This window comes from Micromonospora sp. CNZ280 (assembly GCF_011759515.1).
Genome location: NZ_JAAOYP010000003.1, coordinates 279,448 through 303,709 on the forward strand (window position 1 = coordinate 279,448; position 24,262 = coordinate 303,709).

Sequence of the window (24,262 nt, forward strand, 5' to 3'; positions counted from 1 at the left end):
GCGTGACCAGCATTGGCCATGCCAAGCAGTCCGTTCGGCGACGGGTCTGGGATCTCCTTGAACGCGAAGGTGCCGCACCCATCGGCGTTCACGGTCACATCCCTGACTTCACCGGCAAGGAAGACGCCGCCGCCCGACTCGCCGCGTTGGATGTCTGGAAGCAGGCACGGGTCATCAAGTGCAATCCCGACCGGGCCCAACTGCCCGTGCGAGTACGCGCTCTCCAAGAGGGCAAACTGCTCTACATGGCGGTCCCCCGACTCGCCACGCCGAAGCCCTTCTACCTGCTCGACCCGACCGTTCTAACCGCTCCGTTCGAGGCTGCCGCCACCAGCACCGGCGCACCAGACGTCGCCCCTACAGTCGGCCCCGACGACATGCACCCGGTGGACCTGATCGTCTGCGGCAGCGTCGCCGTCAGCCGGCGGGACGGCGTACGGGTCGGCAAGGGCGCCGGCTACTCCGACTTAGAGATCGCGCTCCTCACCGAGGCTGGACTCGTCACCAAGGGCACCGCCATCGCCACCACCATCCACCAGATCCAACTCCTCGACGAGGAACTACCCCACGCCAGCCACGACTTCAACGTCGATCTTGCGATCACCCCCACCGAGGTGCTCACCTACACGGCGGATCGAGATCGACCGGCAGGCATCATCGCGAAAGGCCTCCGTCAAGATCAGCTAGACAGCATCCCGATTCTGGGCGGCACAAGGTGGCAAGACGCCCGGCACAACCCCTAGCAGGGCCGTCGGAACAAGCGTTCCCGGGCATCAACGCTGGCTTGGCCGTCGAACCCTTAGGTCGAGCAGGCCAGCTGGTGAAACTCCAGTTGCTGCGGTCCGCGGGAGATGCGATCAAAACGGTCGCAAGTGGAGTGCCAACCGACGGATCCGAGCCAGGGCACGCCGGTGAACGCCCGCCCAGGGCCATAGGGAGCCAGGCCATCCAAGGGCGGGAGCGCCATGCTCCCAATCTGCTCCCAATTTAAGGGGCGACAGCGGAGAAGCCCGTTACCGGCAATTCCGGTGACGGGCTTCCTACCTGCCTATATTCATAGTGGGCGATACTGGGATCGAACCAGTGACCTCTTCGGTGTGAACGAAGCGCTCTCCCGCTGAGCTAATCGCCCTCAGCGCGGATGACTGTACCTGATCGGCTGCCGTCCCCGCGAATCCGGGGTCAGTGCGTCGCGAGGTAGTGCAGCGCCCGGGCGACCACGTCGATGCCGAGGCTGTACTTGAGCGACAGCCAGACCACCGTGGCCACGAACACCAGGCCGACGGAGCCGAGCACGAACCGTACGCCAAGTGACTGCCGCTTCACCCACTGCGTCCAGCCGTGCACGTGCCTGCGAGTGAAGCCGAGCAGCCGGCGGGCCCAGTGGAACTCCACGGCCCAGATGCCCAGGCCGGCGATCACCAGCAGCCAGCCCGGCCCGGGCAGCGGGATGAGGGCGACGCCGATGGTCACCACGAGGGCGCCGGCGATGGCGATGAAGATCTTGAGGGCGACCCGTCCGGTGGGGTTGGCGCGGATCAGGTCCAGGGTCATGCTGACCCGCTCCCGCCAGCGCGGCCGGGGCCGCCGGTCGGCCACGGCGGTGCCGCCGGCGCGCTCGGGCGCCCCGCGCCCGGCCTCCGGCCGACCGTGCCGGTCGTGCTGTTCCATCGGCACCCCGTACCCCCGCTGTTCGGCTGCTCGGACCGCGACGTTCGGCGGACGCGACGCGGCCATCGGATCCACTGAGGATCGTTTCGTGACCATTTCCACCCCCAGTGTCGCGCGGAACCGTCACCCCTTCCGACGACTGGACGTTACCGGAGTAAGTCGACGACTGAACCACCCGATGCCGGGCGGGATCACGCACTGGGCAGAACCGGAAATCCTACATGAATTTTCACATTCTGACGGCTCTTCCGACCCCCTTCCCACCACTGGGTGAAGTCAGCGTATGGCGGAGCGTAGCCAGGAGTAGCACCTGAGTATGGGAAAAAGCGGGACACGCGCGTTCCGCAGCGGTGCCGGGGGGAGAACGTCCATGAGTGTCATCCGACCGACGACCGTAGAGGTCGAGACGTCGCTAAGGCTCGTCGCGCCTGACGCCACCGCCTTGCCGGTGCGTGCCAGCCTGCGCTACGACCCTGCTGACCCGTATGCGGTCCATGTCCTGTTCCACGCCGAATCGGCCGGCGGCGAGGCGGTGAGCTGGTCCTTCGCCCGCGAACTGCTGGTCACCGGCCTCGACGAGCCAGCCGGCATCGGCGACGTGCGGGTCTGGCCCTGGGCCACCCCGCGCGGCGACTTCGTCGCGCTGGCACTGTCGTCGCCCGACGGCAACGCCCTGTTCGAGGTGCCACGCAGCGTCCTGGTGCGCTTCCTGCGGCGGACCTACGTCGTCGTCCCGCGCGGCCGCGAGGCCGAGCACCTGGACGTCGACACCGCGGTGAACCGGCTGCTCGCCGGTCGCTGAAAAACCGGAACAACCGGCCAGACGGGGCCGCGCGGATCTGCCGAGTCCGCGCGGCTCCGGCTCACCCGGGCGTACGCGGACAGCCTCCCGCCGCGGGCCGGGCTCAGCCGTGGGTGGTGATGCCCCCGTCCACCGGGATCACCGCGCCGGTCAGGTACGCCCCCGCCCGCGACGACAGGTAGATCGCGGTGCCCGCCATGTCCTCCGGCCGGCCGATGCGGCCCAGCGGCACCTGCGACTCGATGGCGGCCCGGGACTCCGGGTCGTCCAGCGCGAACGCCATCATCTTGCTCTCGAACGGCCCCGGCGCGATCGCGTTAACGGTGATCTGCTCGCCGGCCAGTTGGTGGGCCAGACTGCGGGTGAGCATGTGCACGGCGGCCTTGGTGGCGGAGTAGGCGTACACCTCCATCCACGGCACCCGGATGCCGTCGATCGAGCCGATGTTGATCACCCGGGCCGGGTCGTCGGCGCTGGCGGAGGCCCGCAGCGTGGGCAGCAGCGCGGTGGTGAGCCGGAAGACGGCCTTCACGTTGACCGCCCAGAGCTTGTCGAACGCGCTCTCCGGGTACGCCTCCAGCGGCGCGCCCCAGGTCGCGCCGGCGTTGTTGACCAGCACGTCGAGCCGGTCGACCCGGTCCCGGACGGCCGCCGCGAGGCCCTCGGCGCCGGCGTCGTGGCTCAGGTCGGCGGGGATCGCCTCGCAGCGCCCCTCGGCCGACAGCTCTTTGGCGACCCGCTCGCAGACGTCGGCCTTGCGGGACGAGATGATCACGCGTGCGCCGGCCCGGACGAAGCCCTGGGCGATCATCAGGCCGATCCCCCGCGAGCCACCGGTGACCAGGACCGTCTTGCCGTCGACCGAGAACAGATCCGTCATGCCCATCCCATCGCCCGTCGCCGCTACCGCTCGGTAACGTAACCCTCCCCCAGACGCCGGACAACCCCCGCCCTCCGCCACGATCCGCGCGCTTTCTCCGAAAGAGTGCCCTTCCGCGCGGGAATGGCCCCGCCTTCCGGGCACGCGCGTCGCTGTCTGACCGTGGCGGGGCGGGGTACGGCGCCGGGGCGGGAGGTCGGGCACCCAAAGGAGCCTGGCCGCACGCCACGCCGTCGAGGTGCGGCAACCGGCGGCGCGGGCTACCGTCGCAGGCGATGGTCCCTTCCGGTCAGCTCTCCCCTGCGTCGTATCCCACCGGTGCGTCCTGCCCCGCCGAGATCGACACTCTCACCCTGGATGACCTCGCGCCGGGCCCCGGTTGGCGGCGGCCGGTGCTGCTGGAGCGGGAACTGCTCGTACTGACCACAGGCGGACACGGCACCGCCGAGGTGGACTTCCGGGCGCTGCCGTGCCGGCCCGGCACGCTGCTCCGGGTGCACGCCGGGCAGGTGCTCCGCTGTGCCGGGGCGAACCTCGACGCCACCGTGGTGCGCTGGCGGGCCGACGCGCTGCGCGGGCTCGACGTCGACCCGGACGCGATGCCGACCTGGCTGCAACTGGCCGGCGAGGACGAGGACGCGGTGATCACCGAGGTCAGCCAGCTCTTGGTGGACTGCCAGCGGCACCGCGGCGTGCCGGCCGCCCGCGCCCTGCTCCGCCACCAGCTCGCCGTGCTGCTGATCCGGCTGGCGCTGCTGCCGACCGACCGGCCGGCGCCGCGCGCCGAGACTGCCACCTTCCATCGGCTCTGCCGGGAGATCGAGCGCGGCTACCAGCACACCCGCCGGGTCGAGGACTACGCCGACCGGTTGGGCTGTTCGGTCCGCACGCTCACCCGCGCCTGCCTCGCGGTCACCGGGCGCAGCGCCAAGCAGGTGGTCGACGAGCGGGTCGCCCTACAGGCCAGCCGGCTGCTGGCGGCCACCGACGAGCCGATCGCCCGGATCGGTCGCCGGCTCGGCTTCTCCGAGCCGACCAACTTCGGCCGGTTCTTCACCCGCGAGGTCGGGGTGAGCCCGGGCGCGTTCCGGGCCGCCCGCGAGCAACCCGTACCGGGGCCGGTCATCCGCCCCCGCCCGCCCGCCGACCCGCTCACCGGCGCCGGCCCGGCCTGACGGCGGGCGGGAGATTTTCCGGTGGTCACCGCCCCGCCCGGGCGCGTACGTTGACCGCCGCCCCACCCGACCGCCCAGGGAGACCCGGCTGATGCCCACCCCCACCCTGCACACCGACCGGCTGCTGCTGGAGCCCTACCAGCCGGACGACGCCGAGGACTTCGTCACCTTGTTCACCGACCCGGAGGTCGGGCGGTTCATGGGCGACGGACCACTCACCGCCGAGGAGGCCGGCGCGCTCTTCGGCCGGGTCTTCAGCAAGGTGTACGCGGCGGACCTGTTCGACGTGTGGGCGGTGCGCCGCGATGGCCGGTACGTCGGGCACGCCGAGATCAAGCGGACCGACCAGGTGGCCGGCCACGAGATCATCTACGCGCTGGCCAAGCCGGCGTGGGGCGGCGGCCTCGGCACCGAGCTGGCCCGGGCCCTGGTCCGGTACGGCTTCGACACCCTCGACCTGCCCCGGGTGTACGCGACGGTCGCCGACGCCAACCACGCCTCGCTGGCGCTGCTCGGCAAGCTGGGCTTCGCCCACGAGCGCGACATCGTCGAGGACGACGGCAGCATCACCCGGGTCCTCGCCGTCGACAGGCCCGCCCCGGCGAGCTGAGCCGCGCGGCACCACGACACCGCGGGCCGTTTCCGTCTCGCCCCACCCGCCGCCAGCACCCGGCTCGCCTCCAGCCGGCGGCGGTCTCCGCCGCGCTGAACCGGCCGCTCGTTCGGGTGCATCTGTTGTCGCTGGGACGACAACAGGTGCACCCGGTCTGGTCGAGCCGGTCACGCCGCCGTCCTGGCGGGTTGCCGCGCAGGGTTCACCATCGACGTCACCGTCCAGGGCGGACGGCACCGGGTTTCGCGAATCGCGCGTCCGGGCAATGTTCGGTTTGGACACGGCAGGGAATGGTGACGAAGGGAGCCCCGCGATGGGTCTGATGTTCCGCAAGCGCAAGAAGTACGGGCCGATCATCCTGAACTTCACCGAGAACGGGTTCTCGTCCTGGAGCATCAAGATCGGTCGCTGGTCCTGGAACTCCCGGGCCAGGGCGCACCGGGTCGACCTGCCCGGCCCGCTCTCCTGGAAGCAGGACAAGTCCCGGACCTGACCTTCCGGGCGTCGCGCGGGGTGCCGGTGGCCGGCCCGACCGGCACCCCGCTCGGCGTCCGGGCCCGTTACCGCTCCACCACCGCGCCTGCTGCGCGCAGGTCAGCAGCGCGGCGGCGGTCAGGCCGGCGGATCGACGGCGGCTATGACGACGTCGCCGCCGAGCCGGCCGTGTTCCGGATCGCGGCTGACCGCCCCGGAGTGCAGCAACCCGGTCAGCGCCCGGACGGCGTCGGCCGAGCGGTAGACGGTCGAGGTGAGCGCGTGCCGGCGCAGCTCGGTGACCGTACGGGGGCCGGCGCGGTGCAGCTCGGCCAGCAGTTCCCGGCGCAGCGGCCCGGGCTCGGGGTCCAGCGCGATGTCCAGCAGCCGCCCGGCGGGGTCGGCCGGGTCGCGGTAGCGGACGCCGGCGAACTCGTCGACCGCCCAGAGCGCCTCCTTGAACGCCTCCAGGCTCTTGTCCGACCCGGTGGCGAAGGCGAGCCGCCGCGCCGGTGCACCGTCGACCGGCACCAGGTCGACCTCGGTCACCAGCGGGAAGCCGGCGCTGCCCAGCGCGTCCCGGGTCGGCACGTCGGCAGCGGTCAGCAGCAGCAGCTCGGCCGGACGCCCGGTGGCCGCGGCGGCCAGCACGGCCGGGTCCGGCGCGGCCGGGTCGTCCACGAACGACAGGGCGGGCGCGCCGGCCGTCCCGGCCGCCTTGAGCGCGACCGGCAACCGGGCGGGCGGGCCGGGTACCACATGCACGGCCACCTCGGCCGGCAGTTCCGCCTCGACGGGGCCGAGCCGGGCCGGCAGGTCCTCGCCGCCCTCGGCCAGCACCAGCACGGTCAGCCGGCGGCCGCGCAGCCGGTCGGCGTACTCGGCGACCACCCGCAGCGCGGCCTCGGCCCCGCCCGCGTCGTCCCCCGCGTACGCGCAGGCGACGGTGGCCCGGCGGGCGCGGTGCAGCGCCCCCGGCAACCAGTGCTCCAGGTGTCGGACGAGCAACTCGCGCAGCACTGCATCGGTCGGCATGCTGCCGTTCTACCGCACCGCGGCGCCCGGCGGGCGGCCCGGCCCGTCCCGGCGTCGGGCGGACCCCGCCGCAGCTTCAGGCGGGGCAACCCCGACCCCGCAGGTTCAGGCGGGGATGGAGATGCCCACTCCGCCGCGGGTCTGGCCGCCGTAGCGCTGCCGCTCGGCGTCCAGGTCCAACCGGCCGATCCGCTTCCGGGCGGCCAGCGCGGCGTCGTCGAGCCGGTCGGCCGGTACCAGCCAGACGATCTCGAACTCCAGGCCGTCCGGGTCCTGACCGTAGAGGCTCTTGGTGGTGCCGTGGTCGGAGGTGCCGACCAGGGCGCCGGCGGCGGCCAGCCGCTGGGCGGTGGCGGCCAGTTCGTCCAGCGTGTCCACCTCCCAGGCCAGGTGGTAGAGGCCGACGGTGCCGCGGCCGGCGGCGGAGCGGCCGGCGCCGGCGCCGATCTCGAACAGGCCGAGGTCGTGGTCGTTGGTGGAGTCGGGCGCCTGGAGGAAGGTGGCGCCCCGGAAGCCGTCCGGAGTCATCGCCACCGGGCGGAAGCCCAGCACGTCCCGGTAGAAGGCGACGCTGCGGGCGAGGTCACTGACGTAGAGGACGGCGTGGTTGAGGCGGTGGATTCCCATGCCCCCGACGCTAGCGCGATTTAGTTGAGCCTTCAACTACCGGGCTATGATGGGCGTCATGACCCGCTGGCTGGACCCGGACGAGCAGCGTACCTGGCGGGCGTTCCTGACCGCCTCCCGGGCGCTGATGGAGACGCTCGACCGCGAGCTGCAACGCGACGCCGGGATGCCGCACGCGTACTACGAGATCCTGGTCCGGCTCTCCGAGGCGCCCGGGCGCCGGCTGCGGATGAGCGAGCTGGCCGAGGCGAGCGGCGCCTCGCGCAGCCGGCTCTCGCACGCGGTGTCCCGGATGGAGGCGGCCGGGTGGGTGCGCCGCGAGGAGTGCCCGACCGACCGGCGCGGGCAGATCGCGCTGCTCACCGAGGCGGGGTACGCCGCCCTCGCCGCCGCCGCGCCCGGGCACGTCGAGGGGGTACGCCGGCACCTGTTCGACGCGCTGACCCCGGCCCAGGTCGACCAGCTACGCCGGATCAGCGAGACGCTGGCCGACCACCTGACCGGTTCCTGACCGAACCGCTCCGGCGCGGGACTTGTACTTACCGTCGTCGGTTGAGCACGATGGGGCGTGCCCTCCGGCTTCGGTGAACTGACTGACCAGGCGCACCACCTGGTGTCCGCCGGCGACCTCGCCGGCGCCCAGCGGCTGCTCGCCGACGCGCTGACCGAGGCCGACCCGCGACCGGCCAACGCCACGCCCGAGCTGGCCGAGGCTGCCAGCCTGCAGGCCCGGGTGCTGGTCGCCCTCGGCGAACCGCACTCGGCCCGGGGCTGGGCCGCCTTCGCGTACGCGGCCACCACCCGGTTGCACGGCCGCTCCGACCAGCGCACAGTGGCCGCCGCGGCCACTCTGGCGGCGGTGCTGCACCGGGTCGGCAGCTGGTCCCGCGCGGCCCGGCTCTACCAGGAGGTCATCATCGAGCTGACCGCCCTGGACGGCCCGGAGTCGCTGCGGGTGCTCGCCGCGCACGCCGACCTGGCCACCGTGGAGTACGCCCGCGGCCAGTGCCAGGTGGCCCGGAACCGGCTCCAGGACGCCTGGGAGCTGCACCGCGAGGTGTACGGCGACGGGCACCCGAGCGGCATCAAGATGCTCGCCCGGCTCGGCGCGATGCAGCGCGACTGCGGGCAGTTCGCCGAGGCGCACGACAACCTGGCGTTGGCCCGCGAGCTCTGCCGCCAGCACCTGCCCGCGGACGACCCGCTGGCCGCGCAGGTGGCCACGCTGGCCCGGGCGGCGGCGAACCCGGACCACGTCTGCGCCGAGACCGCCCCGGTGACCCGCGACGGCCCGGTCGTGCCGGCCGCGCGCACCCCGCCGCCCGGCGACGGACCGGCCGAGCCGCCGCAGGACTGGCCCCCGCCCGGCGAGGACCCGGCGCAGGACTGGCCCCCGTCGGGTGAGCACCCGGCGCAGGACTGGCACCCCCCGGAGGGCTGGCACCCCTCGACCGGCGGCCAGCACCCGCCCGAGGGTTACCACCCCTCGGGTGGCTACCACCCCGCCGGCTGGCAGCCGGACGAGGAATCCACGCCGGCGGAGGCCGCCGACCCACCGGTGCCGACGCCCCGGCAGCCGCTGGACGGCTCGACCGCCACCGCGGAGCAGGGCTGGTGGCCCCCGGAGCAGGGCCCGGACGACGGGCCGGGCAGCGCGGTGCCGCCGTCGGTGGTCACCCTGGCCGGCGGACCGGTCGACGAGGCGGACGGGGTGCGCCGGGTGCCCCGGCACGACGAACCGCCGTACCCGCCGTCACCGCTGCTGCCCGTGCCGGTGCACCGGCCGCCGGGCCGGCGTACCAACCGGCTGCTGCTGCTCGTCGTCGCGGGCGTCGCCGTGGTGCTGCTCGGCACCGCGGCGGTCATCGCCGGGGTGTCCCGGATGGACGGCGGCGCCGCCCCGACCGCCCCGGCCGCCAGCGGCGGGCCGGCCACCTCCGCCGCGCCGAGCACCGCCGCACCGGCCACCCCCTCGCCGACCGGCGTCGCGGCGGCCCCACCCGGCACCCCGCCCGGCGCGGTCACCCTGCGGGACAACCGGGACAACGTCGCGCTGAGCTGGACCTACCCGGCCGGCGGCGAGGGGCCGGTGGTGATCTCCGGTGGCCGGGCGGGCCAGGCCCAGACCGCCTTCGCCGACCTGCCCGCGGGCACCACCAGCTTCGTCGTCTACGGCCTGAACCGCAGCACCGACTACTGCTTCACGGTCGCCGTGGTCTGGTCCACCGACACCGTCGCCCGCGCCGAGCAGGTCTGCACCCGCCGCCGCTGACCACCCGGCGGATCCGGCACCTAGCCTGGGGCAAGCCGGGCCGATTCAGGCCGGCTCAGCCGGATCGCCGGGCAGGGCCGGCAGCCGCAGCCGCACGCTCAGCCCCGGCCCGGGCTCGGCGTCGGCCAGCTCGACCGTGCCGCCGGCCCGGCGGACCAGTTCACGGACGATGGCCAGCCCCAGGCCGCTGCCGCCGGCGTCCCGGGCCCGCGCGCCGTCGAGCCGGGTGAACCGGTCGAAGACCCGCGCCCGGTCCGCGACCGGGATGCCCGGCCCGTCGTCGGTCACCGTCACCAGGTGGTACGCGCCCGGCCCGGCACCCGCCCGCCTCGACGCCGGGACGCCCGGAGCGGGCCGGTCGGCGTCGGATGCGGGTACGGCCAGCACCACCTCGCCGCGGGCGTGCCGGACGGCGTTGTCCACCAGGTTGGCCAGGATCCGGTGCAGCTCGTCCGGATCGCCGACGGTCCAGACCGGCGTCTCCAGCGGGAGCACCCGCACCGGCGGCGACGGGTACCGGGCGGCCACCGCGGCCAGCAGCCCGCCCAGCTCCACCGGACCGGTGGCCCGGGCCGGCTGCGCCTCGTCCAGCCGGGCCAGCAGCAGCAGGTCGTCGACCAGCCGGCTGAGCCGCTCGGTATCGGCGAGCAGGTTCGCCGACACCGCGGTCCAGTCGGTCCGCCCGGCCAGCCGCTGCGCCACCTCCAGTTCGGTGCGGATGTTGGTCAGCGGGCTGCGCAGCTCGTGTGCGGCGTCCGCGACGAAGGCCCGCTGCCGGTTCCGGGCCGACTCCAGCCGGCCGAGCATGCCGTTGAGGGTGACCGCCAGCCGGTGGATCTCGTCCCGCGACCCGGGGACCGGCAGCCGGCCGCCGCCGTCGCGTCCGGTGATCTCCTCGGCCCCCCGGCGCAGCGCCTCCACCGGCCGCAGGGTAGCCCCGACCACCCGCCAGGCGACCACCGCGAGCAGGCCCACCAGCAGCGGAAACGCGACCAGCAGGATGGTGCGTACCGCGTGCGTGCTGTGCCGCACGTCGGCCATCGAGCGGGCGACCAGCACGGTACGGGGTTCGGCCCCGGTGCCGGCCGGCACGGCCACCACCCGGACCGGCCCGGGCAACCCGACCCGCTCCCCCGGCACCGTCAGCCGCTGCCGGGCGTCCCGGTCGATCTGCTCCGGCCGCAGCATCGGCACCAGCCGGTCGGCGTCGATCGAGGCGGCCCGGACCCGACCCTCGTGGTCGACCACCTGCACCCTGGTCTGGCCGGCGGCCACCGGCAGCGGGTCGGGCAGCGCGTCCTCCGCGGCGAGCAGCGCGACCGCGTCGGCGGTGCGGAACGCCTCGTTGTCGACGGTGCGTTGCAACACGAAATGCAGCACGCCGAGCAGAACCAGCCCGCCGACCGCCAACCCGACGGAGAGGCCGAGCACACCGATCACCATGAGCCGGCCGCGCAGCCCGAACGCCGCCCGCAGCCGGCTCCACGGTCCGGCCCCGCTCACGTCGCCAGCCGGTAGCCGGCCCCGCGGACGGTCTCCAACCGCTCCCGGCCGATCTTGCGCCGCAGGTAGCCGACGTAGACCTCGACGACGTTCGGCGCGGTCTCCATCCCGGCGTCCCAGACGTGGTCGAGCAGTTCGGTCTTGGAGACCACCTCGCCGGGGCGGCGCATCAGGTAGTCCAACAGGGCAAACTCCCGGGCGGTCAGCTCCACCTCGGCGTCGGCCCGGGTCACCCGCCGCCGGGCCGGGTCGAGGGTGAGGTCGCCCACCGCGAGCACCGTCGGGCGTTCCGGGGCGCCGCGGCGCAGCAACGCCCGTAGCCGGGCCAGCAGCACCACGTACGAGAACGGCTTGGTGAGGTAGTCGTCGGCGCCGCAGTCCAGCCCGTCGGCCTGGTCGTACTCGCCGTCCTTGGCCGAGAGCATGAGCACCGGCAGCCAGTGCTCCTCGGCGCGCAGCCGGCGGACCACCTCGTAGCCGGAGAGGCCGGGCAGCATGACGTCGAGGATCATGGCGTCGTAGCCGCCGTGCCGGGCCGCGTCCAGCCCGGCCGGGCCGGTCGCCGCCACGTCCACCGCGAACCCCTCGGCCTGCAACCCCCGTTGCAGGGCCGCCGCCAGCCGCGACTCGTCCTCCACCACCAGCAACCGCACCGCTCAAGCGTGCCACCCCCGGACGAGGGGCCGAAGCGCCGTCCTCAGCGCCCTCTCAGCCGCGATTGGGGAGGATGTGCCCAGGAGGTGCCATCCATGTCCGTCCTGAAGAGCCGTCCCGTCCTGCGCTGGCTGGTCCCGGTGACCGCCGCCGCCACCGTCATCGGCGGCGGTGCCGCGCTCGGCACGTTCGCCGCCCAGGCCGAGCCGAGCCTGCCGCCGCGCACAGCCGCCGAACTCCTGGTCGATCTGCAGACCTCCCGGCTGGAGGGGCTCTCCGGCACTGTCGTGCAGCGCGCCGACCTGGGCCTGCCGCCGCTGGCCGGGCTGGCCGGCGGGGAGCTGGGCAGCCTGCTGACCGGCACGCACACGCTGCGGGTCTGGCACTCCGGCCCGGACCGGCAGCGGGTCGCGCTGCTGGACACCCTGGGCGAGAAGGACGTCATCCGCAACGGCCGGGACGTCTGGACCTGGGACAGCCGGACCAACACCGCCACCCACCGCACGCTGCCCATCGAGGGCGGCGAGCCGGCCGCGCCGGAACTGCCGGCCACCCCGCAGCAGGCGGCCGACCAGGCCCTCGCCGCGATCGACCCGAGCACCGAGGTGACCGTCGGCCGCTCCGCCACGGTGGCCGGGCGGGACGCGTACGAGCTGGTGCTCGCGCCGCGCGACGCCGCCTCGCTGGTGCACCAGGTGCGGATCGCCATCGACGCCCGCGAGCACGTGCCGCTGCGCTTCGAGGTCTTCGCCGACGGCAGCGACCAGCCGGCCTTCGAGATGGCGTTCACCCAGGTGGACTACGCCCGGCCCGCCGCCGACCAGTTCGCGTTCAACCCGCCGCCCGGCGTGAAGATCACCGAGGAGTCGGTGGAGCGGCCGACGGGCGCGCACCGGGACCAGCGGCCCGCGGGCGAGCGGCCGCAGGCGCGTACGGTCGGCGAGGGCTGGACCACGGTCGTGGTCGCGCGGCTCGGCGGCGCGGCCGCCGGCGGCGCCGGCAGGCCGTCCGAGGCCCCGCCGGCCGAGGTCGCCGGGGTGCTGGACGCGCTGCCGAGGGTCAGCGGCGACTGGGGCAGCGGGCGGCTGCTGACCGGGAAGCTGTTCAGCGCGCTGCTCACCGACGACGGCCGGCTGCTCGCCGGCGCGGTCACCCCGGAGCGGCTCTACGAGGTGGCCAGGGGCTGACCTCGGCGCCGGTCGGGAGGTACGCGCGGGCGCGGCCTCCCGACCGGCGCGTTCGGGGAGTGCGGGCCGGCGGGTGACGCCGGCCCGCAACGCTTGGTGCGGCGGATCGGCGCGCGGTATCTTTCTCAGTTCAGGCAACAAAAAAGAACGGTTCGAAAACCGTTCTTGGGAGAGATACTAACCAATTGGGAGACGGCTTGTCAAGGCACTCCGGCGATTCCGGTGAATTGCAGCCCGACGACGAGATCGGTCGCGAGCAGGAGTACGTCTCGATGCTCTACCGCCGGCTGGACGGGCTGCGTGAGCAGGCCTCCCGGCGGCTGACCGAGGAACTGCGCAACACCGGCGGCACGTTGCAGGCCCGTTCCCAGCGCGACAGCGCGGTGCGGATGTACGCCGAACAGGTCGAGCAGTTCTCCGCCGTGGAGAACGGCCTCTGCTTCGGCCGGCTGGACACCGACGACGGCGGCCGGCACTACATCGGCCGGATCGGCATCTTCGACACCAGCGGCGACTACGACCCGCTTCTGATCGACTGGCGGGCGCCGGCCGCCCGCGCCTTCTACCTCGCCACGGCCGCCAACCCGCAGGGCGTACGCCGGCGCCGGCACCTGCGCACCCGGGAGCGCAAGGTGACCGCGCTCAACGACGAGGTACTCGACCTGGCCGCCGCCTCCCCCACCGCGCACGAGGAACTGACCGGGGAGGCGTCGCTGCTCGCCGCGCTCAACGCCGGCCGGACCGGCCGGATGCGCGACATCGTGGAGACCATCCAGGCCGAGCAGGACCGGGTGATCCGGGCCGACCTGCCGGGCGTGCTGGTGGTCCAGGGCGGGCCGGGCACCGGCAAGACCGCTGTCGCGCTGCACCGGGCCGCGTACCTGCTCTACACCCACCGCCGGGAACTCGCCACCCGCGGCGTGCTGCTGGTCGGCCCGAACGCGACGTTCCTGCGCTACATCTCCCAGGTGCTGCCGGCGCTGGCCGAGACCGGCGTCCTGCTGCGCACCCAGGGCGACCTCTTCCCCGGGGTGAGCGCCCGGCGCACCGAAAGCGCCGAGGCGGCGGCGCTCAAGGGGCGGCTGGTGATGACCGAGGTGCTCGCCGCCGCGGTACGCGACCGGCAGTGGGTGCCCGACGAGCCGCTGGAGATCGAGCTTCCGCAGCAGGAGATGCTCCGGCTCGACCCGGAGACGGTCCGCGCCGCCCGGGACCGGGCGCGCCGCTCCGGCCGGCCGCACAACCTGGCCCGCGCGCTCTTCGACGTCGAGATCGTGCACGCGCTCGCCGGGCAGGTCGCCGAGCGGATCGGCGCCGACCCGCTGGGCGGGGAGAACCTGCTCGACGAGGCCGACATCGCGGAGATCCGCCGCGAACTGCGCGAGGAGCCCGAGGTGCGGGCCGTACTGGACCAGCTCTGGCCGGTGCTCACCCCGCAGCGCCTGCTCGCCGAGCTGTACGCCTCGGCCGAGCGGATCGCCACCGCCGCGCCGATGCTCACCGACGCCGAGCGGGCCCTGCTGCACCGGGAGCCCGGCGGCTGGACGCCGGCGGACGTGCCGCTGCTGGACGAGGCGGCCGAACTGCTGGGCGAGGACGAGCGGGCCGCGACCGCCCGCCGGGAGCGGATCCGGGCGCTGCAACGCGAGTACGCCGAGGGCGTGCTGGAGATCGCCCGGGGTTCCCGGTCGATCGACGTGGAGGACGAGGCCGAGGGCGGTGAGATCCTCGGCGTGACCGACCTGCTGGACGCCGACCGGCTGCTGGAGCGGCAGGAGGAGGTCGACCGGCTGACCACCGCGCAGCGGGCCGCGGCCGACCGGAACTGGGCGTTCGGCCACGTGATCGTGGACGAGGCGCAGGAGTTGTCGCCGATGGCCTGGCGGCTGCTGATGCGCCGCTGCCCGAGCCGGTCGATGACCATCGTCGGGGACGTGGCGCAGACCGGCGCGCTGGCCGGGACGCCGTCCTGGGCGGACGCGCTGGAGCCGTACGTGGCGCAGCGCTGGCGGCTGGAGGAGCTGACGGTCAGCTACCGCACCCCGGCCGAGATCATGGCGGTCGCCGCCACGGTGCTGGCCGAGATCGACCCGGCGCTGCGCCCACCCCGCTCGGTACGCCGGAGCGGTTTCCCGCCGCGGGAGCAGGCGGTGCCGGCGGCGCGGCTGGCGGCGGAGCTGGTCGACGCGGCGACCCGGGAGGCGGCCGGGCTGACCGACGGCCGGCTCGGCGTGATCGTGCCCGCCGGCCGGGTGGCCGAACTGGGCGCCGCGGTCACCGCCGCGCTGCCCGAGGCGGCCGTCGGCGAGCACCCGGAGCTGGAGAGCCGGGTGGTGGTGCTGACCGTCGCCCAGGCCAAGGGCCTGGAGTTCGACTCGGTGCTGGTGGTCGACCCCGACCAGATCGTCGCCGAGTCCCCCCGCGGCCGCAGCGACCTCTACGTCGCCCTCACCCGCGCCACCCAACGCCTGACCACCCTCCGCCCCACCCCCTGACCCGAAATGTTGATCATGAGGTTGGCAGCGATGTGGATCTTCCACTGCCGCCAACCTCATGATCAACGGGGTTCTCCCGGGTAGGTGGGCTATTCGGTGGTGGTGTTGCCGGGACCGGTGGCGATGGTGGACTGGTCGCTGGTGGAGCCACCGGCGGGGGTACTGAGACCGCCGGTGGTGGCGTCGCCGGTGGTGGTCGGGGCGACCTTGCCCGGGTGCCGCTCCGGCTGGCGGGCCAGTCGCCGCACGCTCGCCGGGCCGGCCGTGCCGCCGGTCGTGGTGACCGCGCCCTGACCCCGGGTCGGCCCGCCGTCGCGCAGCACGGTGGGGTCGACCCCCACGTGCGCCGGGTCGTCCGGGTCCTCCTCCTGGATCACCCGCTCCACGTCCGTGCGGGGCACGGTCACCTCGTCCAGGGCGCCCTCGCCGTACGCACCGCCGGCGATCCGGTTCTCCGCCCGCCGGGCGGCGTCCTGTCGCATGTCGTCCTCACGCACGATCCATCACCTCGCAGAAAAGGGTCGGTCGCTGTGCGTGCCCGACGACCGGGCGGCCAAACCCCCACCGCCGGTTCACCGGGGTGTCTCCCGCCGCTCGCCTGCCGGCCGCCCCGGCTGCCCATGCTGGCCCGTGGACCGGCCGGAGATCCCGGCCGGAGGGAGAGAGGACAGCGTGCGCACAGTACGCCGTACCGCCGTCGCGGCCCTGGCGGCGGCGACCGTGGCGACCGGTCTCGCGGTGCCCGTGGAGGCGACACCGCGACCGGACCGGACATTCGACGTGCAGGCCCACCGCGGCGGCCTGGGACTGCGGGTGGAGAACACCCTGGCCTCCTTCGGCAACGCGCTCCAGCTCGGGGTGAACACCCTCGAACTGGACGTGCAGATCACCGAGGACGGCCAGGCCGTGGTCACCCACGACCGGAAGGTCAGCGGCGCCAAGTGCGTGGACACCGCCCCGGTGACGCCGGGTGACCCGGAGTTCCCGTACGTCGGGAAGTACGTCAACACGCTCACCCTGGCCCAGGTGCGGACCCTGGACTGCGGGTCGCGGACGCTGGCCGACAAGCCCGGCCAGCTCGCCGTGCCGGGTGCCCGGATGCCGCTGCTACGCGAGGTCTTCGCGCTGGTCAAGCGCTACCGGGCGGACGACGTGACGCTCAACGTGGAGACCAAGGTGGAGGCCGGCGCGCCGACCGAGACCGCCCCGCGCGAGCAGTTCGTGCAGGTCACCGCGGCCGAGATCCGGCGCGCCGGGCTGCTGCGGCAGGTGACCGTGCAGAGCTTCGACTGGGGCGCGCTGATGCGGATGCGCCAGGTCGAGCCGCGGCTGCCGCTGGTCGCGCTGACCAACTACGACTTCCTGCAGACCGGCCGGCCGGGAGCGTCGCCGTGGTTGGGCGGCCTCGACATCGACGACTTCGACGGCGACCCGATCCGGGCCGTACGCAGCTTCGGCGCCGACGCCTTCTCGCCGGTGCACGGGTTCCCGCAGAACGGCACGGTCACCGACCCCGGCTACCGCCCGTACGTCACCCGGGAGATGGTGGCGCGGGCGCACCGCCACGGCCTCAAGGTCGTCCCGTGGACGGTGGACGACGTGCCGACGATGGCGAAGCTGATCGACGACGGCGTGGACGGCATCATCACCGACTACCCGGACCGGCTGCGCGGCCTGCTCGCGCAGCGCGGCCACCGGCTGCCGGAGGCGTACGCCTCGCCGTTCGACGTGCAGGCGCACCGGGGCGGCCGGGCCACCCGCCCGGAGAACACCCTGCCCGCCTTCGCGCACGCGCTAGAGAACCCGGCGATCTCCACACTGGAGCTGGACACCGGGGTCACCGAGGACGGCACGCTGGTGGTGCTGCACGACCGTACGGTCAACGGCTCGCACTGCGTCGACACCGCTCCGGCCCGACCCGGTGACCCGGAGTTCCCGTACGTGGGCAGGCCGGTGCACGAGCTGACCCTGGCGCAGGTGAAGACGATCGACTGCGGCACGAGGACGCTGCCCGAGCTGCCCGCGCAGGTACCCGCGCCGGGCGCCCGGATCCCCACCCTGGAGGAGGTCTTCGCGCTGGTGCGGCGCAGCGGCCGGGACGACGTTCGGCTGAACATCGAGACCAAGATCAGCCCCCTGGTGGCCGACACCGAGCCGTACCGGAGCTTCACCCGCAAGCTGGTCACCGCGATCGAGCGGGCGCGGTTCACCGACCGCGCGACCATCCAGTCCTTCGACTGGCGCACCATCCGGTACGCGAACAAGCTGAACAGGCGGATCGGCACCGTCGCGCTGGTCTGGCAGTACGGCCCGGCCGAGTGCGCCAGCCTCGCCGACGAGTGCTCGCTCCAGGCGGTCTACGGTGACCGGTCGGTGCGCAGCCCGTGGACCGCTGGGCTGGACTGGTGGCAGCACCGGGACCTGGGCCGGCTGAGCCGGGCCGCGGGCGCCGGCACGGTGTCGGCGAACTGGCAGGTGCACGACCCGGCCCAGGGCACGGTGCCGGACGCCGACTGGTACCTGAGGGAGAACCCGGCATACTTCCACGGACCGGACGTGCCGACCCTGCAGAACCGGTACGGCCTCAAGGTGGTGCCGTACACCGTCAACGACGCCCGGGTGATGCAGCGGGTGATCGACCTCGGGGTGGACGGCATCATCACCGACGACCCGGACCTGCTGGTCAGCGTGGCCATCCGCAACGGCCTGCGCTGACGTGCCCCGCCGGTGGCACCGCCGGGTGCCACCGGCGGATCCCGGATTTCGGCCGGTGACCGGGTGTTACTGCCCCGGGGGGTCGGGTAGTCGGGAGGTGCCCCCGCCATGAACGACGAACCCTGCCGTGGCCGAAACGCGGTAGCGGGGCGAGGGAGTGCAGGTAACGACTCATCGCATCCGAGGAGGACAAGATGAGCACGCAGGCTGCATCCACCAGGCCGATGAACCGGCCCGCGCAGGACGTGCAGAACCGCGCGATGCAGGAAACCCGGCCGATGCCGGTGATGGGTGACGGTCACCGGGAGCAGGCGCCGTCTCCGGGTACCGAGACGAAGCACTCGTTCCTGACCACCGAGTTCTGGATCTACGCCGCCGCGACAGCGGTCCTGGTGATCGCCGCGTTCTGGCGGGGTCCGGAGACCAACGGGCTGAACCTCAACAACCCGAACCAGGTCTGGTGGTACCTGTCCATCCTGACCGGTGCGTACCTGATCAGCCGGGGTCTGGCGAAGGCCGGATCGGCACGGCGTTCCGGCGAGGAGCGCAAGACCCGCGGGCGCTGACTCGCACCGCGTGACGGCCGGTGGCCGCCGGGAGAAGATCCCGGAGGCCACCGGCCTCTTCGTACCCGCCCTCGGATGTGCTCGCGCCACCGCAGGCGGGAGCGGGTCACTCCTCGAACCCGCCGAAGTCCGCACCGAAGTCGCCCTCGAAGGCGTCCTCGATCATCTCGCCGGCGATCATGCCGCCGGCCACGCCGAGCGCCGCCCCGGCGACCATGCCGCCCATGCCGTGGCCCCGACCGCGGGCGTGCGGCACGCCGAAGCCCTGGGCGCGCAGGCTGCCGTAGCGGGAGGTGGTCTCCCGCAGCCAGCCGTCGACGACCTGCGCCCAGTCGACCCGGTCGGCATCGGTGTGCGGGACCCGGTAGCGGCCGAAGGCGTCGTGCCCGGCGCTGAGGAAGCCGCCGCGCTTGTCGCACTCCAGGATCACGTCCACGCCGTCGCGGCTGGTGACGAAGGTCAGCTCCACCTCGGTGACGGTCTGCGCGTACTGCGGCGCCGCGAAGAACTCGATCTCCTGGTAGAAGGGGAGCGTCTGCTGCACCCCGTGGATCCGGCCGCGCTCCAGGTCGGCGTGCTTGAACCGGAACCCGAGCCGCTGGAACGCCTCCAGGATCCGCTCGTGCACCGGCAGCGGGTGCACGTTGACCTGGTCGAGGTCGCTCTTGTCGACCGCCCGGGCCACCGCCAGCTCGGTGCGCAGCCCCATGGTCATGCCGCGCAGCCGCTGGCCGTAGACGTCGGTGATCGGGGTCTCCCACGGCACCGGCAGCTGGAACGGGATGGCGAGCTGCTGCTTCGGGGCCAGCTGGAGCGGCCCGCTGACCACCATCCGGTGGAACTCCATGATGCCGGCGTACTCGGTGTCGCCACCCTCGATCTCGACCCGAGTGACCAGCCCGAGCACGACCTGCTCGATGTTCGCCTGCGCGTCCCCGCCGAGCAGGTTGACCTGGCCCTCGAGGGTCAGGCCCGGACGGGTGTTCGGGTTCGTCAGGACGGTGTCCACGCTGGGACCGCCCACGCCGAGTGCGCTCAACATCTTCTTGAAGACCATGCGAACTCCCGTGCCGCCGGTCCCGCTCCACCCTGGAACGGGACGCTCACCCGGCACTCTAGCCGCCGCCGCTGTGAGATGCCTGGGAGGCGCGACGGGCTCACTCCACGCCGACGACGATCAGCTCACCGACCTGCTCGCCGATCGCGGCCCGCGCCTCGGCCGGCAGCCCGCCGTCGGTGATCAGCACGTCGGCGTCCTCCAGCGGGGCGATGGTGGCGATGCCGATGGTCTCCCACTTGGTGTGGTCGGCCAGCACCACCAGCCGACGCGAGGCGTTGATCAGGCAGCGGTTGATCCCCGCCTCCAGCAGGTTGGGGGTGGTGAAGCCGGTACGCGGGCTCATCCCGTGCACGCCGAGGAAGAGCAGGTCGACGTTGAGGGCGCCGATCGCCGCCTCGGCCACCGGCCCGGTCAACGCGTCCGACGGGGTGCGGATGCCGCCGGTCAGCACCACCGTCTGGTCGGCCCGGGGGTTCTGGTAGAGCGCATCGGCGACCGGGATCGAGTTGGTCACCACGGTCAGCCCGCGTACGTCGGCGAGCAGGGTGGCCAGCGCGGCCGTGGTGGTGCCGGCGGAGAGCGCGATCGCCATGCCGGGCTCGACCAGCGCGGCGGCCCGCTCGGCGATGGCCCGCTTCTCGGCCTGCTGGCGGATCGACTTGGCGGCGAAGCCGGGCTCCTCGGCCGAACCGGGGCCGGCCAGCGTAGCTCCACCGTGCACCTTGTCGACCAGACCCCGCTCGGCGAGCACCTCCAGGTCGCGCCGGATGGTCATGTCCGAGACCCCGAACCGGCTCACCAGGTGACTGACCCGCACCCCGCCGCGCTGGCGGATCAGCTCCAGGATGGCGGTCTGCCGCTGCTGGGCCAGCATCTGGGTAACCTCCTTCGCGGCCGTCACTGTACGGGCCTCACGCCGGCCCGGCGGCCCGGTCCTCGCGGACCACGGCCACCTCCCCGGCCGGTACGACCAGCTCACCGGCGCACCGTCCACCGGTCAACAGCTCGGTGCCGGTGGCGTCGAGCCGGGCGGGCGCGTCGGTGTGGTTGACCACGAAGAGCCAACTGCGCTCGCCGTCACGGCGGCGCACCACCTCCACCCCCGGCGGGGCCGCCGCCGCCGGGCGTACGCCGGACTCGGCCACCAGCCGGGCCACCAGCCGGTCGGTGGCCGGCTGGTCCAGCCGGGTGCCGAGGTACCAGGCGGCGCCGGCGCCGACCGGATGCCGGGTCAGCGCCGGCACCCCCGGCAGCGGCCCGTCGGCGTACGCGGCGAGCACCCGCGCGCCCTCGGCGTGCAGCCACTCGGTCCACACGTCAGCGGTCGAGCCGTCGTCGAGGCGGACCCGCTCCCCCTCCCGCAGCGGGAAGAACTCCTCGGTGCGGACGCCGAGCAGGTCCCGGAACGCGCCGGGGTAGCCGCCGAGCCGGATGTGGTCGTGCTCGTCGACGATGCCACTGAAGTAGGTGACCAGGGCGGTGCCGCCGGCCGAGACGAAGGCGCGCAGCGCCGCGGCGTGCGCGTCGCGGACCAGGTAGAGCGTGGGCACCAGCACGAGCCGGTAGCCGGAGAGCTCGGTCGACGGGTGGACGATGTCGGCGGTGACGCCGGCCCGCCAGAGCGAGTCGTAGAGCGCCCGGAGCCGGTCGCCGTAGGTGACGTCGACGCTGGGGTGGGAGTCCAGCTCGGCGCCCCACCACGCCTCGTAGTCGAACAGGATGGCCACCTCGGCGTCCACCCGGCTGCCGCGTACCTCGGCCAGGTTGGCCAGGTCGGCGCCGAGCCGGCACACCTCGCGGAACACCTTGGTCTCCGGCCCGGCGTGCGGGACCAGCGCGGAGTGGAACTTCTCCGCGCCGGCCCGCGACGCCCGCCACTGGAAGAACAGCACGCCGTCGGCGCCGCGGGCGACGTGCGCCAGGCTGTTGCGGCGCAGCTGCCCGGGCGTCTTGGCCACGTTGCGCGGCTGCCAGTTGACCGCGCTGGTGGAGTGCTCCATGAGCAGCCACGGCGCGCCGCCGGCGACGCCGCGGGTGTGGTCGGCCGCCAGCGCCAGGCCGACGTGCGCGTCCGGGTCGGCGGCGGTGAGGTAGTGGTCGTTGGCGACCAGGTCCACATCCGACGCCCAGGAGTGGTAGTCGAGGTACTTGATGCCGGTGCCGATCATGAAGTTGGTGGTGACCGGTTGCCGCACCAGCCGGCCCAGCACCTCGCGTTCGGCCCGCAGCTGGGCGCGCTGCTCGTCGGAGGAGAAGCGCAGGAAGTCCAGCTGCTGGGTGGGGTTGGCGAAGGTGGGCGCAAGCCGCGGCGGGTTCACCTCCGCCCAGTCGCCGTAGCGCTGGCTCCAGAAGGCGGTGCCCCAGGCGTCGTTGAGCCGGTCCAGATCGCCGTGGCGCTCGCGCAGCCAGCGGCGGAACGCCTCCGCGCTGACCTCGCAGTAGCAGTGCACGTTGTGGCAGCCCAGCTCGTTGGAGACGTGCCACATCACCACCGCCGGGTGCTCGGCGTAGCGGGTGGCGACCGCCTCGACCAGCGCGAGCGAGCGCTCGCGGAACACCGGCGAGCTGGGGCAGTACGCCTGCCGGCCCCCCGGCCAGAGCACCGCGCCGTCGGCCCGGCGGGGCAGCGTCTCCGGGTGCCGGTGGGCCAGCCAGGGCGGCGGGCTGGCGGTCGCGGTGGCCAGGTCGACCTGGATCCCACCGCGGTGCAATACGTCCAGCGCCCGGTCCAGCCAGCCGAACTCGAACCGGCCCGGCTCCGGTTCCAGCAGGGCCCAGGAGAAGATCCCCACCGAGACCAGGTTGACCCCGGCGCGGCGCATCAGCTCGACGTCCTCGGCCCAGGTGTGCTCGGGCCACTGCTCGGGGTTGTAGTCCGCACCGAAGTGGATGTGGTCGCCCTGCCATCGCCGCATGGCAGCAGAGCGTGCCCCGGCCAGGTCGGCAAGTCAACAGTTTCCAACATCGACGGTGTTTCCAACGTTTACCTCGTAACGGCCGTGTCACGACTGGGTTATCGGCCCCTGACCTACCCCTTGACAGCGACGGATCGGCGAGTAGCTTGAGGCGCCACTGGCAGTTCGTGTTCGCCAATGTGGATTCACGGTGGATCCGGATGTGGGATCACGACCGGCCGGCCCCGCCACCACTGACGGCCCTCGGGCGCAGTGCACCTTCTCATCCGCAGGAGGCACCATGTCCCGTCCCCGATCCCACGCCGAGTACCTGGCCCGTCTCGTACCGCCCTCCGTCGCCGGCCTGAACCGGCGGTCCCTGCTGGCCGGCGCGGCCGGCGCCGGCGCGCTGCTCGGCACCGGCCTGATCGCCGGCTGCGGATCCGACTCCGGCGGGTCGGGCTCCAAGACCGTCACCCTGGGCTCCAACCAGTCCGACCCGAAGCCGAAGGACGTCATCGCCAAGGTCATGGACGGGTTCCAGACCTCGTCCGGCGTTCAGGTCTCGATCAACACGGTCGACCACAACACGTTCCAGGAGAACATCAACAACTATCTCCAGGGCAAGCCGGACGACGTGTTCACCTGGTTCGCCGGCTACCGGATGCGCTTCTTCGCCGCCCGTGGCCTGGCCGGCGACCTCAGCGACGTGTGGGGCAAGCTCTCCGGCTACTCGGACGCGTTCAAGAAGGCGTCGACCGGTGACGACGGCAAGCAGTACTTCGTGCCGGCGTCGTACTACCCGTGGGCGATGTTCTACCGCAAGTCGGTCTGGCAGCAGTACGGCTACCAGGTGCCCCGGACGCTCGACGACCTGACCAACCTCGCCGGGCAGATGAAGAAGGACGGCCTGATCCCGATCGCCTTCGCCGACAAGGACGGCTGGCCGGCGATGGGCACCTTCGACATCCTCAACCTGCGGATCAACGGCTACCAGTTCCACGTGGACCTGATGGCCGGCAAGGAGGCGTGGACCTCGGACAAGGTGAAGAAGGTCTTCGACACCTGGGCGGGTCTGCTGCCGCTGCACCAGCCGGACAGCCTCGGGCGTACCTGGCAGGAGGCGGCCCAGTCGTTGCAGCAGAAGAAGTCCGGCATGTACCTGCTCGGGCTCTTCGTGGGCCAGCAGTTCAACAACGACGAGCAGGACGACCTGGACTTCTTCACCTTCCCCGAGATCGACCCGGCGATCGGGGCCAAGGCCCTGGACGCGCCGATCGACGGCTACATGATGGCCCGCCGCCCGAAGGCGGAGGAGAACGCCAAGAAGCTGCTGGAGTACCTCGGCTCGAAGGCGGCCGCGGACATCACCGTGAAGAACGACCCGAGCACGCTGGTCGCCAACGGCCAGGCCGACACCGGCGGCTACACCGCACTTCAGAAGAAGGCCGCCGAACTGGTCGGCTCGGCCACCGAGATCGCCCAGTTCCTGGACCGGGACACCCGGCCGGACTTCGCCTCGACGGTGATCATCCCGGCCTTCCAGCAGTTCATCAAGGACCCGAAGGACATCAGCGGCCTGCTGACCAGCATCGAGAACCAGAAAAAGTCGATCTTCACCGACTGACGGCGAGAGGGG

Annotated in this window: 22 protein-coding genes and 1 tRNA gene; 12 read left to right on the top strand and 11 right to left on the bottom strand. The window is 73.2% G+C overall.

The annotated features are described in order from the left end of the window. Positions 1-2: 2 nt before the first annotated feature. Entirely contained in the window at positions 3-743 is a 741-nt protein-coding gene (locus tag FHX32_RS22985) for a 5-formyltetrahydrofolate cyclo-ligase (protein ID WP_167187031.1), read from the top strand. A 317-nt stretch (positions 744-1,060) separates the two neighbouring features. On the opposite strand, the gene FHX32_RS22990 is transcribed toward FHX32_RS22985, so the two are convergent. Further along, positions 1,061-1,132, bottom strand: a tRNA-Val gene (locus FHX32_RS22990). Between the two features lie 50 nt (positions 1,133-1,182). Next, positions 1,183-1,737 (bottom strand): TIGR02611 family protein, encoded by a 555-nt coding sequence (locus FHX32_RS22995; RefSeq protein ID WP_486481277.1) that lies wholly within the window; start codon positions 1,735-1,737, stop codon positions 1,183-1,185. Between the two features lie 304 nt (positions 1,738-2,041). Between FHX32_RS22995 and FHX32_RS23000 the strand changes: the two genes are divergently transcribed. Continuing rightward, a complete protein-coding gene (locus FHX32_RS23000; protein ID WP_007457244.1) occupies positions 2,042-2,473 on the top strand; it encodes an SsgA family sporulation/cell division regulator in 432 nt (143 codons plus the stop codon). A gap of 103 nt (positions 2,474-2,576) precedes the next feature. Here FHX32_RS23000 and FHX32_RS23005 read toward each other — a convergent pair whose 3' ends face one another. Then, on the bottom strand, positions 2,577-3,353 hold the full coding sequence (locus FHX32_RS23005; RefSeq protein ID WP_167187035.1) for a RhlG family 3-oxoacyl-ACP reductase: 777 nt from the start codon (positions 3,351-3,353) through the stop codon (positions 2,577-2,579). Between the two features lie 275 nt (positions 3,354-3,628). Between FHX32_RS23005 and FHX32_RS23010 the strand changes: the two genes are divergently transcribed. From FHX32_RS23010 to FHX32_RS23020, 3 genes are all read left to right on the top strand, one after another. Next, positions 3,629-4,528, top strand: coding sequence for a helix-turn-helix domain-containing protein (locus FHX32_RS23010; protein ID WP_167187037.1), 900 nt, complete (start codon positions 3,629-3,631; stop codon positions 4,526-4,528). A 91-nt stretch (positions 4,529-4,619) separates the two neighbouring features. After that, positions 4,620-5,138, top strand: coding sequence for a GNAT family N-acetyltransferase (locus FHX32_RS23015; protein ID WP_167187039.1), 519 nt, complete (start codon positions 4,620-4,622; stop codon positions 5,136-5,138). Positions 5,139-5,454: 316 nt separating this feature from the next. Further along, entirely contained in the window at positions 5,455-5,634 is a 180-nt protein-coding gene (locus FHX32_RS23020; RefSeq protein WP_155333237.1) for a DUF4236 domain-containing protein, read from the top strand. Between the two features lie 119 nt (positions 5,635-5,753). Here the strand turns inward: FHX32_RS23020 and FHX32_RS23025 are convergent, their stop codons facing one another. Together FHX32_RS23025 and FHX32_RS23030 are read right to left on the bottom strand one after the other, a co-directional pair. After that, entirely contained in the window at positions 5,754-6,650 is an 897-nt protein-coding gene (locus FHX32_RS23025; RefSeq protein WP_167187042.1) for a hypothetical protein, read from the bottom strand. A gap of 105 nt (positions 6,651-6,755) precedes the next feature. Beyond that, positions 6,756-7,277 (bottom strand): VOC family protein, encoded by a 522-nt coding sequence (locus tag FHX32_RS23030; RefSeq protein WP_167187045.1) that lies wholly within the window; start codon positions 7,275-7,277, stop codon positions 6,756-6,758. 49 nt (positions 7,278-7,326) lie between these two features. On the opposite strand from FHX32_RS23030, the gene FHX32_RS23035 reads away from it, so the two are divergent. Together FHX32_RS23035 and FHX32_RS23040 are read left to right on the top strand one after the other, a co-directional pair. After that, entirely contained in the window at positions 7,327-7,788 is a 462-nt protein-coding gene (locus FHX32_RS23035; RefSeq protein ID WP_208419166.1) for a MarR family transcriptional regulator, read from the top strand. A gap of 57 nt (positions 7,789-7,845) precedes the next feature. Continuing rightward, complete coding sequence (locus FHX32_RS23040; protein WP_167187051.1) at positions 7,846-9,549, top strand: tetratricopeptide repeat protein; 1,704 nt, start codon at positions 7,846-7,848, stop codon at positions 9,547-9,549. 45 nt (positions 9,550-9,594) lie between these two features. Here FHX32_RS23040 and FHX32_RS23045 read toward each other — a convergent pair whose 3' ends face one another. After that, entirely contained in the window at positions 9,595-10,992 is a 1,398-nt protein-coding gene (locus FHX32_RS23045; protein ID WP_167189124.1) for a sensor histidine kinase, read from the bottom strand. Positions 10,993-11,048: 56 nt separating this feature from the next. Beyond that, entirely contained in the window at positions 11,049-11,705 is a 657-nt protein-coding gene (locus FHX32_RS23050; protein WP_167187054.1) for a response regulator transcription factor, read from the bottom strand. Positions 11,706-11,801: 96 nt separating this feature from the next. On the opposite strand from FHX32_RS23050, the gene FHX32_RS23055 reads away from it, so the two are divergent. Together FHX32_RS23055 and FHX32_RS23060 are read left to right on the top strand one after the other, a co-directional pair. After that, on the top strand, positions 11,802-12,893 hold the full coding sequence (locus tag FHX32_RS23055; RefSeq protein WP_167187057.1) for a sigma-E factor regulatory protein RseB domain-containing protein: 1,092 nt from the start codon (positions 11,802-11,804) through the stop codon (positions 12,891-12,893). 272 nt (positions 12,894-13,165) lie between these two features. After that, the gene (locus FHX32_RS23060; protein ID WP_208419244.1) at positions 13,166-15,388 is read left to right on the top strand and encodes an ATP-binding domain-containing protein; all 2,223 of its coding nucleotides are present in this window, start codon (positions 13,166-13,168) and stop codon (positions 15,386-15,388) included. An 89-nt stretch (positions 15,389-15,477) separates the two neighbouring features. Here the strand turns inward: FHX32_RS23060 and FHX32_RS23065 are convergent, their stop codons facing one another. Then, entirely contained in the window at positions 15,478-15,885 is a 408-nt protein-coding gene (locus FHX32_RS23065; RefSeq protein ID WP_167187061.1) for a hypothetical protein, read from the bottom strand. A gap of 175 nt (positions 15,886-16,060) precedes the next feature. Between FHX32_RS23065 and FHX32_RS23070 the strand changes: the two genes are divergently transcribed. Together FHX32_RS23070 and FHX32_RS23075 are read left to right on the top strand one after the other, a co-directional pair. Next, a complete protein-coding gene (locus FHX32_RS23070; protein WP_167187064.1) occupies positions 16,061-18,103 on the top strand; it encodes a glycerophosphodiester phosphodiesterase family protein in 2,043 nt (680 codons plus the stop codon). 278 nt (positions 18,104-18,381) lie between these two features. Beyond that, the gene (locus FHX32_RS23075; protein ID WP_208419246.1) at positions 18,382-18,669 is read left to right on the top strand and encodes a hypothetical protein; all 288 of its coding nucleotides are present in this window, start codon (positions 18,382-18,384) and stop codon (positions 18,667-18,669) included. 106 nt (positions 18,670-18,775) lie between these two features. Here the strand turns inward: FHX32_RS23075 and FHX32_RS23080 are convergent, their stop codons facing one another. The 3 genes from FHX32_RS23080 to FHX32_RS23090 form a co-directional block, all read right to left on the bottom strand. Continuing rightward, entirely contained in the window at positions 18,776-19,726 is a 951-nt protein-coding gene (locus tag FHX32_RS23080) for a sporulation protein (RefSeq protein ID WP_088995205.1), read from the bottom strand. Positions 19,727-19,826: 100 nt separating this feature from the next. Further along, positions 19,827-20,603, bottom strand: coding sequence for a DeoR/GlpR family DNA-binding transcription regulator (locus tag FHX32_RS23085; RefSeq protein ID WP_167187068.1), 777 nt, complete (start codon positions 20,601-20,603; stop codon positions 19,827-19,829). 37 nt (positions 20,604-20,640) lie between these two features. After that, a complete protein-coding gene (locus tag FHX32_RS23090; RefSeq protein WP_167187071.1) occupies positions 20,641-22,644 on the bottom strand; it encodes a beta-galactosidase in 2,004 nt (667 codons plus the stop codon). Between the two features lie 280 nt (positions 22,645-22,924). On the opposite strand from FHX32_RS23090, the gene FHX32_RS23095 reads away from it, so the two are divergent. After that, the gene (locus FHX32_RS23095) at positions 22,925-24,250 is read left to right on the top strand and encodes an ABC transporter substrate-binding protein (RefSeq protein ID WP_167187074.1); all 1,326 of its coding nucleotides are present in this window, start codon (positions 22,925-22,927) and stop codon (positions 24,248-24,250) included. Positions 24,251-24,262: the final 12 nt, after the last annotated feature.

Coding starts and splice junctions, on each gene's coding strand:
- FHX32_RS22995 (WP_486481277.1), bottom strand. CDS start 1,737: ATGGCCGCGTCGCGTCCGCCGAACGTCGCGGTCCGAGCAGCCGAACAG.
- FHX32_RS23000 (WP_007457244.1), top strand. CDS start 2,042: ATGAGTGTCATCCGACCGACGACCGTAGAGGTCGAGACGTCGCTAAGG.
- FHX32_RS23005 (WP_167187035.1), bottom strand. CDS start 3,353: ATGACGGATCTGTTCTCGGTCGACGGCAAGACGGTCCTGGTCACCGGT.
- FHX32_RS23010 (WP_167187037.1), top strand. CDS start 3,629: ATGGTCCCTTCCGGTCAGCTCTCCCCTGCGTCGTATCCCACCGGTGCG.
- FHX32_RS23015 (WP_167187039.1), top strand. CDS start 4,620: ATGCCCACCCCCACCCTGCACACCGACCGGCTGCTGCTGGAGCCCTAC.
- FHX32_RS23020 (WP_155333237.1), top strand. CDS start 5,455: ATGGGTCTGATGTTCCGCAAGCGCAAGAAGTACGGGCCGATCATCCTG.
- FHX32_RS23025 (WP_167187042.1), bottom strand. CDS start 6,650: ATGCCGACCGATGCAGTGCTGCGCGAGTTGCTCGTCCGACACCTGGAG.
- FHX32_RS23030 (WP_167187045.1), bottom strand. CDS start 7,277: ATGGGAATCCACCGCCTCAACCACGCCGTCCTCTACGTCAGTGACCTC.
- FHX32_RS23035 (WP_208419166.1), top strand. CDS start 7,327: ATGGGCGTCATGACCCGCTGGCTGGACCCGGACGAGCAGCGTACCTGG.
- FHX32_RS23045 (WP_167189124.1), bottom strand. CDS start 10,992: ATGGTGATCGGTGTGCTCGGCCTCTCCGTCGGGTTGGCGGTCGGCGGG.
- FHX32_RS23055 (WP_167187057.1), top strand. CDS start 11,802: ATGTCCGTCCTGAAGAGCCGTCCCGTCCTGCGCTGGCTGGTCCCGGTG.
- FHX32_RS23060 (WP_208419244.1), top strand. CDS start 13,166: ATGCTCTACCGCCGGCTGGACGGGCTGCGTGAGCAGGCCTCCCGGCGG.
- FHX32_RS23075 (WP_208419246.1), top strand. CDS start 18,382: ATGCCGGTGATGGGTGACGGTCACCGGGAGCAGGCGCCGTCTCCGGGT.
- FHX32_RS23080 (WP_088995205.1), bottom strand. CDS start 19,726: ATGGTCTTCAAGAAGATGTTGAGCGCACTCGGCGTGGGCGGTCCCAGC.
- FHX32_RS23085 (WP_167187068.1), bottom strand. CDS start 20,603: ATGCTGGCCCAGCAGCGGCAGACCGCCATCCTGGAGCTGATCCGCCAG.
- FHX32_RS23090 (WP_167187071.1), bottom strand. CDS start 22,644: ATGCGGCGATGGCAGGGCGACCACATCCACTTCGGTGCGGACTACAAC.
- FHX32_RS23095 (WP_167187074.1), top strand. CDS start 22,925: ATGTCCCGTCCCCGATCCCACGCCGAGTACCTGGCCCGTCTCGTACCG.